The sequence below is a fragment of the Variovorax atrisoli 110B genome, assembly GCF_000382045.1.
GTDB classification, from domain to species: domain Bacteria; phylum Pseudomonadota; class Gammaproteobacteria; order Burkholderiales; family Burkholderiaceae_C; genus Variovorax; species Variovorax atrisoli.
Map to the genome: position 1 here is coordinate 411,851 of NZ_KB907453.1, position 14,576 is coordinate 426,426.

At 68.9% G+C, this 14,576-nt stretch carries 11 protein-coding genes; 8 read left to right on the forward strand and 3 right to left on the reverse strand.

The features are described 5' to 3' along the window. Window positions 1–459 precede the first annotated feature (459 nt). Both G369_RS0115895 and G369_RS0115900 read left to right on the forward strand, forming a co-directional pair. On the forward strand, window positions 460–3,765 hold the full coding sequence (locus tag G369_RS0115895; protein WP_019655002.1) for an efflux RND transporter permease subunit: 3,306 nt from the start codon (window positions 460–462) through the stop codon (window positions 3,763–3,765). An 18-nt stretch (window positions 3,766–3,783) separates the two neighbouring features. Then, window positions 3,784–5,259: an efflux transporter outer membrane subunit gene (locus tag G369_RS0115900; RefSeq protein ID WP_019655003.1), complete on the forward strand. Its 1,476-nt coding sequence runs from the start codon at window positions 3,784–3,786 to the stop codon at window positions 5,257–5,259. Between the two features lie 39 nt (window positions 5,260–5,298). Here the strand turns inward: G369_RS0115900 and G369_RS0115905 are convergent, their stop codons facing one another. Both G369_RS0115905 and G369_RS0115910 read right to left on the reverse strand, forming a co-directional pair. Then, on the reverse strand, window positions 5,299–5,664 hold the full coding sequence (locus G369_RS0115905; protein ID WP_026346412.1) for an SPW repeat protein: 366 nt from the start codon (window positions 5,662–5,664) through the stop codon (window positions 5,299–5,301). Between the two features lie 88 nt (window positions 5,665–5,752). Next, window positions 5,753–6,757: a phosphotransferase enzyme family protein gene (locus G369_RS0115910; protein ID WP_019655005.1), complete on the reverse strand. Its 1,005-nt coding sequence runs from the start codon at window positions 6,755–6,757 to the stop codon at window positions 5,753–5,755. Between the two features lie 146 nt (window positions 6,758–6,903). Here G369_RS0115910 and G369_RS0115915 point away from each other — a divergent pair, with 146 nt between their 5' ends. The 4 genes from G369_RS0115915 (at window position 6,904) to G369_RS0115930 (ending at window position 11,238) form a co-directional block, all read left to right on the forward strand. Beyond that, complete coding sequence (locus G369_RS0115915) at window positions 6,904–7,488, forward strand: TetR/AcrR family transcriptional regulator (RefSeq protein ID WP_019655006.1); 585 nt, start codon at window positions 6,904–6,906, stop codon at window positions 7,486–7,488. Window positions 7,489–7,529: 41 nt separating this feature from the next. Next, window positions 7,530–9,800: a xanthine dehydrogenase family protein molybdopterin-binding subunit gene (locus G369_RS0115920; protein ID WP_019655007.1), complete on the forward strand. Its 2,271-nt coding sequence runs from the start codon at window positions 7,530–7,532 to the stop codon at window positions 9,798–9,800. Between the two features lie 30 nt (window positions 9,801–9,830). Further along, window positions 9,831–10,292, forward strand: coding sequence for a (2Fe-2S)-binding protein (locus G369_RS0115925; RefSeq protein WP_019655008.1), 462 nt, complete (start codon window positions 9,831–9,833; stop codon window positions 10,290–10,292). A gap of 250 nt (window positions 10,293–10,542) precedes the next feature. Next, window positions 10,543–11,238, forward strand: a complete 696-nt coding sequence (locus tag G369_RS0115930; protein ID WP_164713586.1) for a GntR family transcriptional regulator — start codon at window positions 10,543–10,545, stop codon at window positions 11,236–11,238. 28 nt (window positions 11,239–11,266) lie between these two features. Here the strand turns inward: G369_RS0115930 and G369_RS0115935 are convergent, their stop codons facing one another. Beyond that, the gene (locus tag G369_RS0115935) at window positions 11,267–12,145 is read right to left on the reverse strand and encodes a MurR/RpiR family transcriptional regulator (protein ID WP_019655010.1); all 879 of its coding nucleotides are present in this window, start codon (window positions 12,143–12,145) and stop codon (window positions 11,267–11,269) included. Between the two features lie 121 nt (window positions 12,146–12,266). Between G369_RS0115935 and G369_RS0115940 the strand changes: the two genes are divergently transcribed. Then, window positions 12,267–13,601, forward strand: coding sequence for an aspartate aminotransferase family protein (locus G369_RS0115940; RefSeq protein WP_019655011.1), 1,335 nt, complete (start codon window positions 12,267–12,269; stop codon window positions 13,599–13,601). A 55-nt stretch (window positions 13,602–13,656) separates the two neighbouring features. Then, the gene (locus G369_RS0115945) at window positions 13,657–14,559 is read left to right on the forward strand and encodes a transporter substrate-binding domain-containing protein (RefSeq protein WP_019655012.1); all 903 of its coding nucleotides are present in this window, start codon (window positions 13,657–13,659) and stop codon (window positions 14,557–14,559) included. Window positions 14,560–14,576: the final 17 nt, after the last annotated feature.

The window sequence follows — 14,576 nt, forward strand, 5'->3', positions numbered from 1 at the left end:
CAACGACATCAACGGCACCACGGGCACGAACGCCACGAACACCACGAACGCAGCCCACGGCAAGAGCGCCGTCCACAGCACCAACGCGCCCAGCACCACTGGCAGTGCCGGCAGCACACGCAATCCAAACCACTGCCCCCCCTCATTCCAAGCACTGCAGGCGCGCAGCGCCCGCAGTGCCTTGGAGGCCGAGCGCAGCGATGGCCCGCAGTTCTGCAATCCCCTCTGGCTGCGCCGAGGAGCGCAGCGTTTCGCGGATAAGGGCCGCAGCTGTTTGAGCGAAGCGAGTTCTGCGGACCCCGCGAAACGCGAGCACCGCAGGTTGCCCCGTAGCGCAGCGAAGGGGTCGCAGACAGCGGGGTCGCCTTTTCTTTGCTTACTTTCTTTTGGCGAAGCAAAAGAAAGTGAGTCGGCCGCCGGGCCGAGACCCGGCCTCCGCCCTCCGCAAGGAGAGCAGCAATGAACCTGTCGCTCCCCTTCGTCCGCCGCCCCATAGGCACAGTCCTCCTGACCATAGGCATAGCCCTGGCCGGCATAGCCGCCTTCTTCGTCCTCCCCGTCTCCCCCCTGCCACAGGTCGACTACCCCGTCATCTCCGTCAGAGCCTCGATCCCCGGGGCCAGCCCCGAGACGATGGCCACCAGCGTCGCAACCCCGCTGGAACGCCACCTGGGCACCATCGCAGGCGTCAACGAAATGACGTCCACCAGCTCGGTGGGCTCCACCCGCGTCACGCTGCAGTTCGACCTCAGCCGCAACATCGACGGCGCGGCCCGCGAAGTGCAGGCCGCGATCAACGCGAGCCGCATCGACCTGCCGGCCACGCTGCGCAGCAATCCGACCTACCGCAAGGCCAACCCGGCGGCGTCGCCGGTGATCATCCTGGCGCTCACGTCTAAGACGAAGACGCCGGGCCAGATCTACGACGCGGTGTCGAACATCGTGAGCCAGCGCCTGTCGCAGGTCGATGGAGTGGGCGACGTCGAGATCGGCGGCGGCTCGCTGCCGGCGGTGCGCATCGAGCTGCTGCCGTTCGCGCTGAACCGCTACGGCATCAGCACCGAGGACGTACGCGCCGCGATCCAGGCCTCGAACGCCAACCGGCCCAAGGGCATGGTGCAGGGCGAGGGGCGCAAGCTGCAGATCTATACGCAGACGCCGGCGCTGCGCGCGAGCGACTACGCGCCGATGGTCATCGCCTGGCGCAACGGCGCTGCGGTGCGGCTGCAGGACGTGGCGGAGGTGGTCGACGGCGTGGAGGACACGCGCACGCTGGGCCTGTTCAACGGCGAGCCGGCGATCATCGTGCTGATCACGCGGCAGCCTTCGGCCAACATCATCGAGACGGTCGACAGCGTGCGCGCGCTGCTGCCCGAGCTGCAGGCGCAGCTGCCGCCGGACGTGACGCTGCAGGTCGCATCGGACAGCACCAATTCCATCCGCGGCTCGCTGCGCGAGGTGGAGTTCACGCTGATCATCTCCGTGATCCTGGTGGTGCTGGTGGTGAGCCTGTTCCTGCGCAGCGCGCGCGCGACGGTGGTGCCGGCGGTGGCGACGGTGGCGGCGCTGCTGGGCACCTTCGGGGTGATGTACCTGCTGGGCTTCAGCCTGAACAACCTGAGCCTGATGGCGCTCACAGTGGCCACTGGCTTCGTCGTGGACGACGCGATCGTGGTGCTGGAGAACACGAGCCGGCACATCGAGTCGGGCATGACGCGCATGAAGGCCGCGCTGCTTGGCGCGAAGGAAGTGGGCTTCACCGTGCTGTCGATCAGCGTGTCGCTGGTGGCGGTGTTCATTCCGCTGCTGTTCATGGGCGGGCAGGTGGGGCGGCTGTTCCGCGAGTTCGCGGTGACGCTGTCCGCGGCGGTGCTGATCTCGCTGGTGATCTCACTGACCACCACGCCGATGATGTGCGCCTGGCTGCTCAAGCCCGGCGGCGAGCACGACAGGAACAAGCCGCAGGGCAGGCTGGGCCGCATGGCCGCGCGCAGCTACGACTGGGTGCTCAAGCGCTACGAGCACAGCCTCGACTGGGCGCTCGACAGCAAGGCGCTGGTGATGCTGATCCTGGTGGCGGTGGTCGGGCTCAACGTGTACCTGTTCAGCGCGGCGCCCAAAGGCTTCTTCCCGCAGCAGGACAGCGGCCAGCTCAACGGCGGCCTGCGCGCCGACCAGAGCATCTCGTCGCAGGCGCTCGCCGAGAAGCTGCGGCAGGTGGTCGACATCATCCGCAAGGACGAGGCGGTCGACACTGTGGTGGGCTTCACCGGCGCGGGCCGGGCGGGCGGCGGCTTCATGTTCGTGAACCTCAAGCCCGCCAACCAGCGCAAGGACAGCGGCCTGGCGGTGATCGCGCGGCTGCGCCCGCAGCTCAACCAGGTGACCGGCCTGCGCGTGTTCCTGGGCACGGTGCAGGACGTGCGATCCGGCGGCCGCGCCAGCAACTCGACCTACCAGTACACGCTCAAGAGCGACAACGTCGCCGACCTGCGCACCTGGGCCGTGAAGCTTGCCGACGAACTGAAGCTGCAGCCTTCGCTGACCGACATCGACACCGACCAGGACCAGAACGGCGTGGAGACGGTGGCCAAGGTCGACCCCGACAGCGCGCGGCGGCTGGGCCTGACGTCGACGGCCATCGACAACGCGCTCTACAACGCCTTCGGCCAGCGGCAGGTCGCGACCATCTACACGGAGCTGAACCAGTACCACGTGGTGATGGAATGGGCGCCGCGCTACACGCGCAGCCCCAACTCGCTGGCCGACGTGTACGTGCCGGCCACCAAGACGTCGGTGGTGGGCGGCCAGACCGTGACCACGCAGGTGGCGGCCAGCGGCACGTCGAGTGCTTCTTCTTCGTCATCGACTGCATCGAAGTCGTCTTCGTCCGCGGCGTCCTCTTCGTCTTCCTCCTCGAGCACGGCCACCGTGCCGGTCTCGGCCAACGCGGCGCTGCGCAATGCATCGACCGGCAACGTGCTGAGCAACACGGCCACCGCGCTCGTGCCGCTGTCGGCGGTCGCGAAGTTCGAGGAGCAGTCGGTGGCCACCTCGGTGAGCCATGAAGACGGCGAGCTGGCCACGACCATCTCGTTCAACCTCGCCGAAGGCGCCAACCTGGGCGACGCGCGCGAGGCCATCGCCAAGGCCGAGGCCAACATCGCCATGCCCACCAACGTGCGCGGTGCGTTCGCAGGCACGGCGGCGAGCGCGCAGCAGTCGCAGGGGCAGCAGGCGATGCTGATCCTGGCGGCGCTGATCGTGATCTACATCGTGCTGGGCATCCTGTACGAGAGCCTGGTGCATCCGATCACGGTGCTCTCGACGCTGCCTTCGGCCGGCGTGGGCGCGGTGCTGGCGCTGCTGATGTTCCGCATGGAGTTTTCCATCATCGCGCTGATCGGCGTGTTCCTGCTGATCGGCATCGTGAAGAAGAACGCGATCCTGATCATCGACTTCGCGCTCGAAGCCGAGCGCTCGCGCGGGCTCACGCCGATGGAGGCGGTGCGCGAGGCCTGCCTGCTGCGCTTCCGTCCGATCCTGATGACGACCATGGCGGCGGCGCTGGGCGCGCTGCCGCTGGCCATCGGCTTCGGCGAGGGCGCCGAGCTGCGCCGGCCGCTGGGCGTGGCCATCATCGGCGGGCTGATCGCGAGCCAGCTGCTGACCCTGCTGACGACGCCGGTGGTCTACCTGCTGCTCGACAAACTGCGCCGCCGCGGCACCAACGAGCGCGAGCTGAGCCGCGTGACGCCCGCTTGAGCGAGAAACGACAACGACATGAACGCACTGTTTTCTTCCACCTCCCGCTTTTCGCTTTCGGCGCTCGCGCTGGCCGCCTTGCTCGCGGGCTGCGCTGTCGGCCCGCGCTACCAGCAGCCGGCCACCGCCGCTTCGGCCAACTGGAAAGAGCAGAAGGCCGCCGAAGGCTGGCTGCCCGCGGCCCCGGCCGACGCGCTCGACCGCGGCGAGTGGTGGAAGCTCTTCGGCGATGCCACGCTCGACGACCTGGCCGACCGCGTGCAGGTGTCGAACCAGAACATCGCCGCGGCGGTGGCCAACTACACGCAGGCCCAGGCGCTGGTGCGCGGCGAGCGCGCGGCGCTGTTCCCGTCGGTGTCGCTCACCGGCAGCGGCAGGCGCTCGGGCACGGTGGGCGGCAGCAGCACCTCGAGCCCGTCGAACAGCTTCACGGCGTCGCTGGGCGCGAGCTGGACGCCCGACGTGTGGGGCCGGCTGCGCGAGGCGGTCAGCAGTGCGCAGGCCAACGCACAGGCCAGCGAGGCCGACCTGGCCGCGGCGCGGCTCTCGGCCATCGGCGACCTGGCGACCAGCTATTTCTCGCTGCGCGAGGCCGACGCCGAGATCGTGCTGCTCGACGAGACCATCCAGGGCTACCAGCGCGCCTTCGAGATCACGAGCAACCGCTATGCCGCCGGCATCGCCGCGCAGACCGACGTGCTGCAGGCGCAGACGCAGCTGGTGAACGCCAAGGCCGACCTCGTGGGGCTGCAGCGCACGCGCGCCACCTACGAGCACGCGATCGCGGCGCTCATCGGCGTGGCGCCGGCCGACTTCAGCCTGCCTGCCGCCAGGTGGACGCCCACGGTGCCGGGCGTGCCGCTGGGCGTGCCTTCGACGCTGCTGCAGCGCCGGCCCGACATCGCCGCGGCCGAGCGTTCGGTGGCGGCGGCCAACGCGCAGATCGGCATCGCGCGCGCGGCCTACTTCCCCAACATCGGGCTGACCGCGTCGGTCGGCAGCACCAACGTCAGCCGAGTGAAAGACCTCTTCAGCTCTTCCAACACGCTGTGGGGACTGGGGCTTTCGGTGGCGCAGGTGGTGTTCGATGCGGGCGCGATCGCGGCCAATGTCGATTCGGCGAAGGCGAGCTACGAATCCAGCGTGGCGCGCTACCGCCAGACGGTGCTCACCGCCTTCCAGGCGGTGGAAGACCAGCTGACCGCGAGCGCCACGCTCGCGCAGCAGGAAGGCCTGCGCCGCGAGGCCTCGGCCGCGGCGGACAAGACCGAGCAGCAGCTGCTCAACCGCTACCGTGCCGGGCAGGTGAGCTACACCGACGTGGTCACGGCCCAGGCCGCCGCGCTCAGCGCGCGCCGCACGCTGGTGCAGTTGCAGGTCAACCGCCAGACCACCGCCATCGCGCTGATCCAGGCGATGGGCGGCGGCTGGCAGGCCGGGTGGATGGATGGCGCCGCGCAGGCGCAGCCGGTCACCTCGCCCGCCACGCAGTGAGCGCGGCGAGCATCGGTGCCCGGCCGGCGCGGGCCGTCGTCAATGCGCCGGGCGGTCGACGGTGTGGCCCAGGTAATCCTTGTCGGTCACCAGGACCCACAGCGCCAGCACCAGGATCACCGCGGCCACGAGCACCGCGTTGACCATCGCCGTCTCGTTGCTGCGGAACCCGAGCACCCAGGGCGACACCGCGAGACAGGCTGCCAGCGCGACCTCGGTCCATTCTTCCCACTGTCGGGGCACGAAGGTCGCACCCAGCGCCACCGCGCCGAGCACGATGCCGGTCGCCACCATCGTCCACATGGCGGCGGTCATGCCCGAAAAGCCCAGGACCCAGGGCGAGACGATCAGCCAGGCGCCGGCGGCGGCGTTGACGGGGTCTTGCCAATGCTTCACTTGCTTCATGGTCATTGCCTCCTGTCGCGACAAGGCGCCGCGACAGTTTTTTGACCCGCGCCGCCGGTGCAGGGTTCCTGCCGGTGCGGCGTCGCGCCTAGAGTGGCAACTCCAATGTTTCCCACTTGCGCAGCATGGCCAGCTGACGGCGGAGGTAGTCGGTGGGCATCGCCTGGGAGCCCCAGACCGGGATGCGGCCGGCGTATTCGCCGAGCAGCCAGAACTGGCGCGCCGCCATGAAGCGGGGAATGGCGGCGAGGTCTGCGTCGGGCACCGGGCGGGCCTCGCGATAGGCGTGAATGAAATGGCGCCATTGCTGGGTGGCCTTGTCGCCCAGGACGCCATCCGCCGTGCGGGGATGAAGTATCCACGGATAGACGGCGAGCTCGTAGGCAAGGTAGCCCGGGCCTGCCTCGTCGAAGTCGAAGAACACGGCCTGGCGCGGCCCATGCGCATCGTCTTCGACGATGAAGTTGTTGCTGCCATGCGCGTCGCCATGGCAGAGCACATCGCCGAGTTCGCCCTGGCCCAGGATGGCGGCATGCAGGCGCTCGCCGAGCTCCTCGAACTGCGCGCGGAGCTCGGCCGTCATGGTCGGCGCGCGCAGCAGGCCTTGCAGCGGCCGCAGCAGCAGGTAGTCCAGGTCCAGGCGATAGAGGCTTGCCGGGCCTCGGTAGCTTTCGCCTGCGGTGTGCAACGAGGCCAGTCCGTGGGCGAAGGCTTCGATGTCGGGGGCGGCGTCGCCGGTGAATTCGCCGCTCAGGTGCTCGAACAGCATCAGCGCGCGCGGGCCTTCGGGCATCGGCGCCTCGATGGCGATCTGGCCGTCGGCGGTCGGCACGCAGCGCGAGACACGGCAGCCCGTGCGCGACAGGTGGTCGAGCGCAGCCGCCTCGAACTGCAGGTTGGGGCCGCCGCGAGGCCGGTCGGCGCTCAGCCGCGCCACCACGCGGCGTCCGTCGGCAAAGCCCAGCCGGTAGACCTGGTTGAAGCTGCGCCGCAGGAATTCGCTCTCGACCACCTTGCCGAGGCCGTAGCGTTCCTCCACGAGCATCGCGATGCTGGCGGCGGTCGGCGTGGATTGCGCGATTTCGAGTTCCATCCCCGGCTCCCCTTGGAAAAAAGGGCGCGATTATGCAGGCCCCCAGCCACCTTCCGGCCCCGGGATTCCACACCCATTGCCAGGCGTCGCGACGCATTTCTATAATTGAGTACGTACTCAATCAATAAAGAACGCCGTCCCAACCCATGGCCAGACCCAGAAGCGAAGACAAGCGCAATGCGATCCTCGATGCGGCCATCGCGGAGTTCGCCAGCCGGGGTGCGTGGAGCACGCCCACCTCCGCCATCTCGCGCGCAGCCGGCGTGGCCGAAGGCACGCTCTTCACCTATTTCGCGAACAAGGAAGTGCTGGTCAACGAGCTCTACCGGCAGCTGAAGACCGAGCTTGCCGAGGTGATGCTCGAAGACTGGCCCGAGCAGGCCGACCCCAAGACCAAATACCGCCACATCTGGGACCGCTACGTGTACTGGGGCGTCGACAACCCCGAGAAGTTCAAGGTGGTCTCGCAGCTCAAGGTGTCGGACCAGGTGAGCGAAGAGAGCAAGGCCGCGGGCATGGCGCCGTTCCTGCGGCTGGAGGTGCTTGCCAGGGAGTGCATCAGCAACGGGTTGATACGCGATCAGCCGCTGCCTTTCCTCGGCGCGATGCTGGGCGCGATGGCCGAGACCACGATGGCCTTCGTCGCGCAGGCGAAGAGCAGGAAAGGCCGCGCCGGCTACTGCGAGGCCGGCTTCGAGACCTTCTGGCGCGGCATCGTCGCCGACGCCTGATCCCATCCTCCACTCACGCATCCCCACGAAGGAACCACGCCATGCCCAAGCTCAAGCGCCGCCATTTCGTCCTCGGCACGGCGGGCGCCGTCGGTGCCCTCGTCGTCGGATGGGCTGCCACGCCGGTCGCGTCGCGGCTGACGGGGTCGCAGCCCTTGCCTGCGGCGCCGGGCCAGGTCGCGCTCAACGGCTGGGTCAAGGTGGGCAGCGACAACACGGTCACGCTGATGATGTCGCAGTCGGAAATGGGGCAGGGCACGCACACCGGCCTGTCGATGCTGCTGGCCGAGGAGATGGGCGCCTCGCTCGAGCAGATCCGGCTGGAGATGGCCGGCTCGGACGCCATCTACAACAACCAGGCGGCGATCCTCGATGCGCTGCCTTTCCGGCCCGGCGACGAGGGCGCGATGAAGCGCTCGGCCGAGCACGTGATGGGCAAGCTGCTGCGCGCGATCCCGGGGCTCTCGGGCACGGGCGGCTCCTCGAGCATCACCGACCAGTGGGTACCGCTGCGCGAAGCCGGCGCGTCGGCGCGGACCATGCTGCTCGGCGCGGCCGCCGTGCTGTGGCAGGTGCCTGTTGCCGAATGCCGTGCCGAGGCCGGGCGTGTGCTGCACCAGGCCAGCGGCAGGAGCGCCACTTTCGGCGAACTGGCTCCCAAGGCCGCGCAGCAGCCCCTGCCGACGCAGGTGGCGCTGAAGAAGCCGGCCGATTTCAAGCTCATCGGCCAGCCCGTGCGGCGAATGGACGGCGCCGCCAAGCTCGACGGCTCCGCCACCTTCGGGCTCGACGTGCTGCCGCCGGGCCTGCTCTACGCGAGCATCGCGATGTGCCCGACCACCGGCGGCCGCGTCGCGAGCTTCGACGCCACGGCCGCGCAGAAGCTGCCGGGCGTGCGCAAGGTGATGGCGCTGGAGCCGGTCGGCGCCACGCTCATCGGCACCGGCGCCACGCCGGGCGGGGTGGCCGTCATCGCCGACACCCCTTACCACGCGATGCGCGCCGTGAAGGCGCTCGCCATCGAATGGGACCACGGCCCGGCCGCCAGCCTGTCGAGCTCCGAGATGATCGAGCGCCTCTCGCAGACCCTGCGCACCAGGCCCGGCAACGCCCGGCTGGACGACGGCGACGTGGCCGGTGCGTTCCGCTCGGCCGCCAAGACCATCGAGGCCGAGTACCGTGTGCCCTTCCTGGCCCACGCGACCATGGAGCCGATGAATTGCACCGTGCAGTTCAAGGACGGCAAGGCGACCGTGTGGGCGCCCACCCAGGCGCCGGGCTTCACGCGCGGTGCGGCGGCCAAGGCGCTGGGCATCGACGCGGACAAGGTCGAGCTGCACGTGACCTACCTCGGCGGCGGCTTCGGCCGGCGCTACAGCACCGACTTCGTCACCCAGGCCGCCACGCTGGCGCGCGAGACCGGCGGCGCGCCGGTGCAGCTCTTCTGGTCGCGCGAGGAAGACATGGCGCACGACTTCTACCGCCCCGCCTACGTGGCGCGCTGCAGGGCGGGCTTCGACGCGGCCGGCGCACTGGTCGCGTGGCAGACCGTCACGGCCGGATCGAGCATGGGCGCCCCCTCGCTCATGGACACCGCCACCGACGGCGCCTGGAACACGGCCTATGCCTTCCCCAACGCGCGCGTCGCCCACGTGCCGGTGGAGTCGGCCATGCCCACGGGCGTTTGGCGATCGGTCGCGCATTCGCAGAACGGCTTCTTCGTCGAGAGCTTCATCGACGAGTGCGCCGCCGCCGCGGGCAAGGACCCGGTGGCGTTCCGCGCCGCGCTGCTCGCGAAGGACGAGCGCCACCTGCGCGTGCTCAGGCGCGTGGCCGAACTCTCGAACTGGAGCCAGCCGCCGGCACCGGGGCCCGACGGCGCGAAGCGGGCGCGCGGCCTCGCGATCCACCGTTCCTTCGGCAGCATCGTCGCGCAGGTGGCGGAGGTGTCCGTCTCGCCGGACCGGCAGGTGCGGGTGCACCGGGTGACCTGCGTCGTCGACTGCGGCGTGGCCGTCAACCCGAACCTGATCCGCCAGCAGATGGAAGGCGCCATCGTCTACGGCCTCTCCGCCGCGCTGCATGGCGAGATCACGGTGGAGAAGGGCCGGGTGCAGCAGAGCAACTTCCACGACTACATGCCGCTGCGCATGAACGAGTGCCCGGCCATCGAGGTCGAGATCGCCGCCAGCGGCGAAGCGCCAGGCGGCGTGGGCGAGCCCGGCACGCCGCCGATCGCGCCGGCGGTGGCGAACGCGGTGTTCGCCCTCACGGGCCAGCGGCTGCGCAGCCTGCCGCTCAGGCTCGCCTGAACAGGGAAAAAAGGAAATAAGGAGCACCCCATGACCACCACGCTCACAGTCAACGGCAAGGCCGTCACCGTCAACGCCGAGCCCGACACGCCGCTGCTGTGGGTGCTGCGCGGCGAGATGCAGCTCGTCGGCACCAAGTTCGGCTGCGGCAAGGCGCTGTGCGGCGCCTGCACCGTGCACCTCGACGGCGAGCCGGTGCGCTCCTGCGTCACGCCGCTGGAGGCGGTCGGCAGCCGCGAGGTCACCACCATCGAAGGCCTCAAGGGCAGGGAGGCCGACGCCCTGCGCAACGCCTGGAGCGAAGTCGACGTGGTGCAGTGCGGCTACTGCCAGAGCGGCCAGCTCATGTCGGCCTGCGCGCTGCTCAAAAAGACGCCGAATCCGAGCGATGACGACATTTCTGGCGCCATGAGCGGAAACATTTGTCGCTGTGGCACCTATCCGCGCATCCGCGCCGCGATCCATGTGGCTGCCCGGAAAGCTGCGGGCTGACAGCGAATGCAAAGGTTCTCGTCTTGACGGTCGGGGTGGGACGAGGTAAGGCCTAAGGTCCCAACTGGTTCACACAGGTTAATAAATTCTCCGCAATCATCGAAAAAGTCCAGGAATAAAAATTTTTACGGAAACTGGGGATATGAAGCTTTTGTACGCGGCCGTACCATCCGCGCGGCCCGCTTCCGGCCGTCCCCAGTTTCCACTTTCGATGACCCCCCCAGATCCTTCACGGACCCGAGCGTTGTCCGTGGCCGATACCCTGCGTGACCGCATCTTCGACGGCGAGATCGCACCCGGCTCCCACCTGATGGAAATCTCGCTGGCCAACGAGCTCGGCGTGTCGCGCACGCCCGTTCGCGGCGCCATGGCACGGCTGGCGGACGAGGGGCTGCTCGTCTACCTGCCCAACAAGGGCTTCCAGGTGCGCCGCTTCAACGCCAAGGACGTGTACGACGCCTTCAGCGTGCGTGCCACGCTGGAGGGCATGTGCTGCCGGCTGATCGCCGAGGTCGGGCTCGACGGCAAGGCGCTGTCGGAACTGACGGCCATGCTCGACGAGCAGCACGAGCTGCTGCACCACACCGGCGAATGGTCCGACGGCCGCGCCGCGCGCTGGCAGGACCTTGACGTGGCCTTCCACCAGAAGCTGCTGGCGCTGGCGGACAACCGCTGGCTCACCGAGGCGGTGCAGCGCGCCAGCCAGCTGCCGATCATCTTCGACAGCAAGCTGCGCCCCCACAACCGGGATGCCTCGATGCTGCTGCACAAGCACGAGCAGGCCCTGCAGGCGTTCGCGGACCATTGCCGCATCGTCGAGGCGCTCGGCCGGCAGGAAGCCGGCGTTGCCGAGGCTGCCATGCGCGACCACATCAACGCCAACCGCGATCTCCTGGTGCTCTACCTGAGCCAGAAGAATCCGAGCCGCACCCGGGCGCTGGCCTGAGGATCCGAACGCCTGATCGCCCGGGCGGTCAGGCCTGCCCCTGTCCTCCGCGCGCGGCCGGCGCCGTGAGGTACGCCCCCGATTCGAAGAGCTGCGCCTCGGTCTCGTCGATGCGCCGGATCACCGGCTTGCCGGCGCGGCTGGCGAGAAGTTCGACCAGCGCCTCGGTCACCGCCACCCCGGCTGCGATCGACGGAAAGAACGACGGGCTGTGGATCGTGAAGAGCAGCGTCTCGTCCGCCAGCAGCGACAGCGGCGAGGCCACGCTGTCGGTGATCGCGACGATGCGGCAGCCCGCCGCCTTGGCTGCCTTCGCCACCTGCAGCGCCTCGCGCGAATAGGGCGCGAAGCTCGCCACCACCACCGCGTCGCCCTTGGAGAAGGCGCGCTGCTGCATCTCCAGCGAGCCGCCCTGGCCATCGACCAGGTGCACGCTGGCGCGGAAGAGCCGGTACACGTACACGAAGGAGAACGCGATCGGAAAGCAGGCCCTGAAGCCTGCCGCGTGCACGGCGGGCGCCTTCTCGATCAGTGCGCACGCCTTCTGCAGCGCATAGCCGCTTTGCTGGTGCGTGGCTTCGAGGTTGCGGCGCTGGACCTCGAACATCTCGCCGGTCAGCGTCTGGTCGCTGGCACGGCCGACGAGCTGCTTGGCGCGGCCGCCGTAGGTCTCGGAGCCCAGGCCCATCTCCGCGGCGAAGGCCTCCTTGAGCTGCGGCCAGCCTTCGAAACCCATGTGCTGCGCGAAACGCACGAGCGTGGCGGGCGTGCTCTGCGAGCGAATGCCGACGCTGCGCATCGAGCCGGTGACCACCGCGTTGGGGTGGTCGAGCACGTAGCGCGCCACCTCTTGCAGTGCGGGGCTCAGTTCGTTGAAACGCTGGCGGATCTGCTCTTTGGCGCCCATGGCGGTGTGTCTCCTTGGCTGAGTTGGAACAAATGTACCGGAGCAGATGGAACACGGCAGTTGACGGAACAAATGTTCCAAACAATAATTCGCCGGAAACGTTAGTTCCAACCACCGAGCCATGACGCACGTCTTCCACCGCCACCTCCGCCAGACCCCGCCCGTTGCCGCGAGCTCCCAGGGCATGTTCATCCGCGACGCCGAAGGCCGCGAGTACCTCGACGCCTCCGGCGGGGCCGCCGTGTCCTCGCTGGGCCATGCGCATCCCGAAGTCATGGCCGCCATGCACGCGCAGATCGACAGGCTGGCCTATGCCCACACCAGCTTCTTCACGAGCGAGGTGGCCGAGCAGCTGGCCGACGAGCTGATCGGCTCCGCGCCCGAGGGCATGAGCCACGTCTACCTGGTGAGCGGCGGCTCCGAGGCGGTGGAGGCGGCGCTGAAGATGGCGCGGCAGTACTTCGTCGAGATCGGCCAGCCGCAGCGCACGCACTTCATCGCGCGCCGCCAGAGCTACCACGGCAACACGCTGGGCGCGCTGGCCGTGGGCGGCAACGCGTGGCGGCGCGAGCCCTTCGCGCCCATCCTCGTTCCGGCCACGCACGTGTCGCCGTGCTATCCCTACCGCGAGCAGCGCACCGACGAGAGCGCCGAGCAGTACGGCCAGCGCCTCGCGGCCGAGCTGGAGGCCGCCATCCTTGCGCAGGGCGCCGACCGCGTGATCGCCTTCGTCGCCGAGACCGTCGGCGGCGCCACGGCCGGCGTGCTCACGCCGGTGCCGGGCTACTTCAAGGCGGTGCGCGCGGTGTGCGACAAGTACGGCGTGCTGCTGATCCTCGACGAGGTGATGTGCGGCATGGGCCGCACCGGCTCGCTGCACGCCTGCGAGCAGGAGGGCGTGGTGCCCGACCTGATGACCGTCGCCAAGGGCCTGGGCGGCGGCTACCAGCCGGTGGGCGCGGTGCTGGCGCAGCGCCGCATCGTCGAGGCGATGTCCCAGGGCAGCGGCTTCTTCCAGCACGGCCACACCTACCTCGGCCACCCCATGGCCTGCGCCGCCGCGCTCGCGGTGCAGCAGGTGATCCGCCGCGACGGCCTGGTCGCCAAGGTGCGGGAAGACGGCATCGCCTTCGGCGCGATGCTGGCCGAGGCGCTGGGCTCGCATCCGCACGTGGGCGACATCCGCGGGCGCGGCTTCTTCTGGGGCATCGAACTGGTGGCCGACCGGGCGAGCAAGGTGCCGTTCGATCCGGCGCTGAAGGTCAACGCCGCCATCAAGAAGGACGCCATGTCGCGCGGCCTGTTGTGCTACCCGTTCGGCGGCACGGTCGACGGCCGCCAGGGTGACCACGTGCTGCTGGCGCCGCCTTTCATCGCCACCCGGCAAGACCTGCAGGAGATCGCCGCGCGGCTCGCGGCCTCCATCGACGCGGTCACGCGTGCCGCGGCGCGCTGAGCGCTCCTTTTTTCCCGCTCGTTTTCCCCCCAACCATCGTTCCGAGGAGCGTTCCATGCCCAAGCTTCGTCCGCTGTTTTCCTTCGCCGCCGTGCTCGTGGCCGCGCTCATGCCCTTCGCCGCGGCGCAGGCGCAGGAGAACGACACGCTCGCCAAGATCAAGGCCAGCGGCTCCATCACCTTCGGCTACCGGGAGTCGTCCTTCGGCTTCTCTTACCTCGACGGCAACCTCAAGCCCATCGGCTACAGCCTTGACATCTGCAATCGCATCGTCGAGGCGGTGAAGAGCGAGCTGAAGATGCCGGCCGTCGAGATCAAGTACCAGGCCGTCACCTCGGCCAACCGCATTCCGCTGGTTCAGAACGGCACGGTCGACATCGAGTGCGGCTCCACCACCAACCTCGTCGAGCGGCAGAAGCTGGTGGCGTTCTCGCCGGACATCTTCCGCTACAACGTGCGCATGCTGGTGAAGGCCGATTCGGGCATCAGGAGCATCGCCGACCTGCAGGGCAAGACGGTGGCCACCACCAGCGGCACCACGTCGTTCCGCCTGCTGCGCGAGGCCGACCGCGGCCGCAGCCTGGAGGTGACCAACCTCGCGGGCAAGGACCACAGCGATTCCTTCCTGCTGGTGGAAAGCGGACGCGCCCAGGCCTTCGTGCTCGACGACATCCTGCTGGCCGGGCAGATCGCGAATGCGCGCAACCCCAAGGACTTCATCATCACCGGCGAGAGCCTGCGCACCGAGAACCAGTCGCTGATGTTCCGCAAGGACGACCCGGCGTTCAAGGCGCTGGTGGATCGCGTGGTCTCGGGCATGATGAAGTCGGGCGAGATGGAGAAGCTCTATGCGAAGTGGTTCATGTCGCCCATTCCGCCCAAGAACATCAACATCAACTACCCGCTGAATGCCGAGACGAAGGAGGCCTTCGCCAACCCTTCCTCCAAGGGCATCTGAGCGCTTGCCGCCGAGTC

Bases quoted from the DNA above. Each gene is read 5' to 3' on its own strand.
- G369_RS0115900 (WP_019655003.1), top strand. From the start codon at position 3,784: ATGAACGCACTGTTTTCTTCCACCTCCCGCTTTTCGCTTTCGGCGCTC.
- G369_RS0115925 (WP_019655008.1), top strand. From the start codon at position 9,831: ATGACCACCACGCTCACAGTCAACGGCAAGGCCGTCACCGTCAACGCC.
- G369_RS0115935 (WP_019655010.1), bottom strand. From the start codon at position 12,145: ATGGGCGCCAAAGAGCAGATCCGCCAGCGTTTCAACGAACTGAGCCCC.
- G369_RS0115940 (WP_019655011.1), top strand. From the start codon at position 12,267: ATGACGCACGTCTTCCACCGCCACCTCCGCCAGACCCCGCCCGTTGCC.
- G369_RS0115905 (WP_026346412.1), bottom strand. From the start codon at position 5,664: ATGAAGCAAGTGAAGCATTGGCAAGACCCCGTCAACGCCGCCGCCGGC.
- G369_RS0115915 (WP_019655006.1), top strand. From the start codon at position 6,904: ATGGCCAGACCCAGAAGCGAAGACAAGCGCAATGCGATCCTCGATGCG.
- G369_RS0115910 (WP_019655005.1), bottom strand. From the start codon at position 6,757: ATGGAACTCGAAATCGCGCAATCCACGCCGACCGCCGCCAGCATCGCG.
- G369_RS0115920 (WP_019655007.1), top strand. From the start codon at position 7,530: ATGCCCAAGCTCAAGCGCCGCCATTTCGTCCTCGGCACGGCGGGCGCC.
- G369_RS0115895 (WP_019655002.1), top strand. From the start codon at position 460: ATGAACCTGTCGCTCCCCTTCGTCCGCCGCCCCATAGGCACAGTCCTC.
- G369_RS0115945 (WP_019655012.1), top strand. From the start codon at position 13,657: ATGCCCAAGCTTCGTCCGCTGTTTTCCTTCGCCGCCGTGCTCGTGGCC.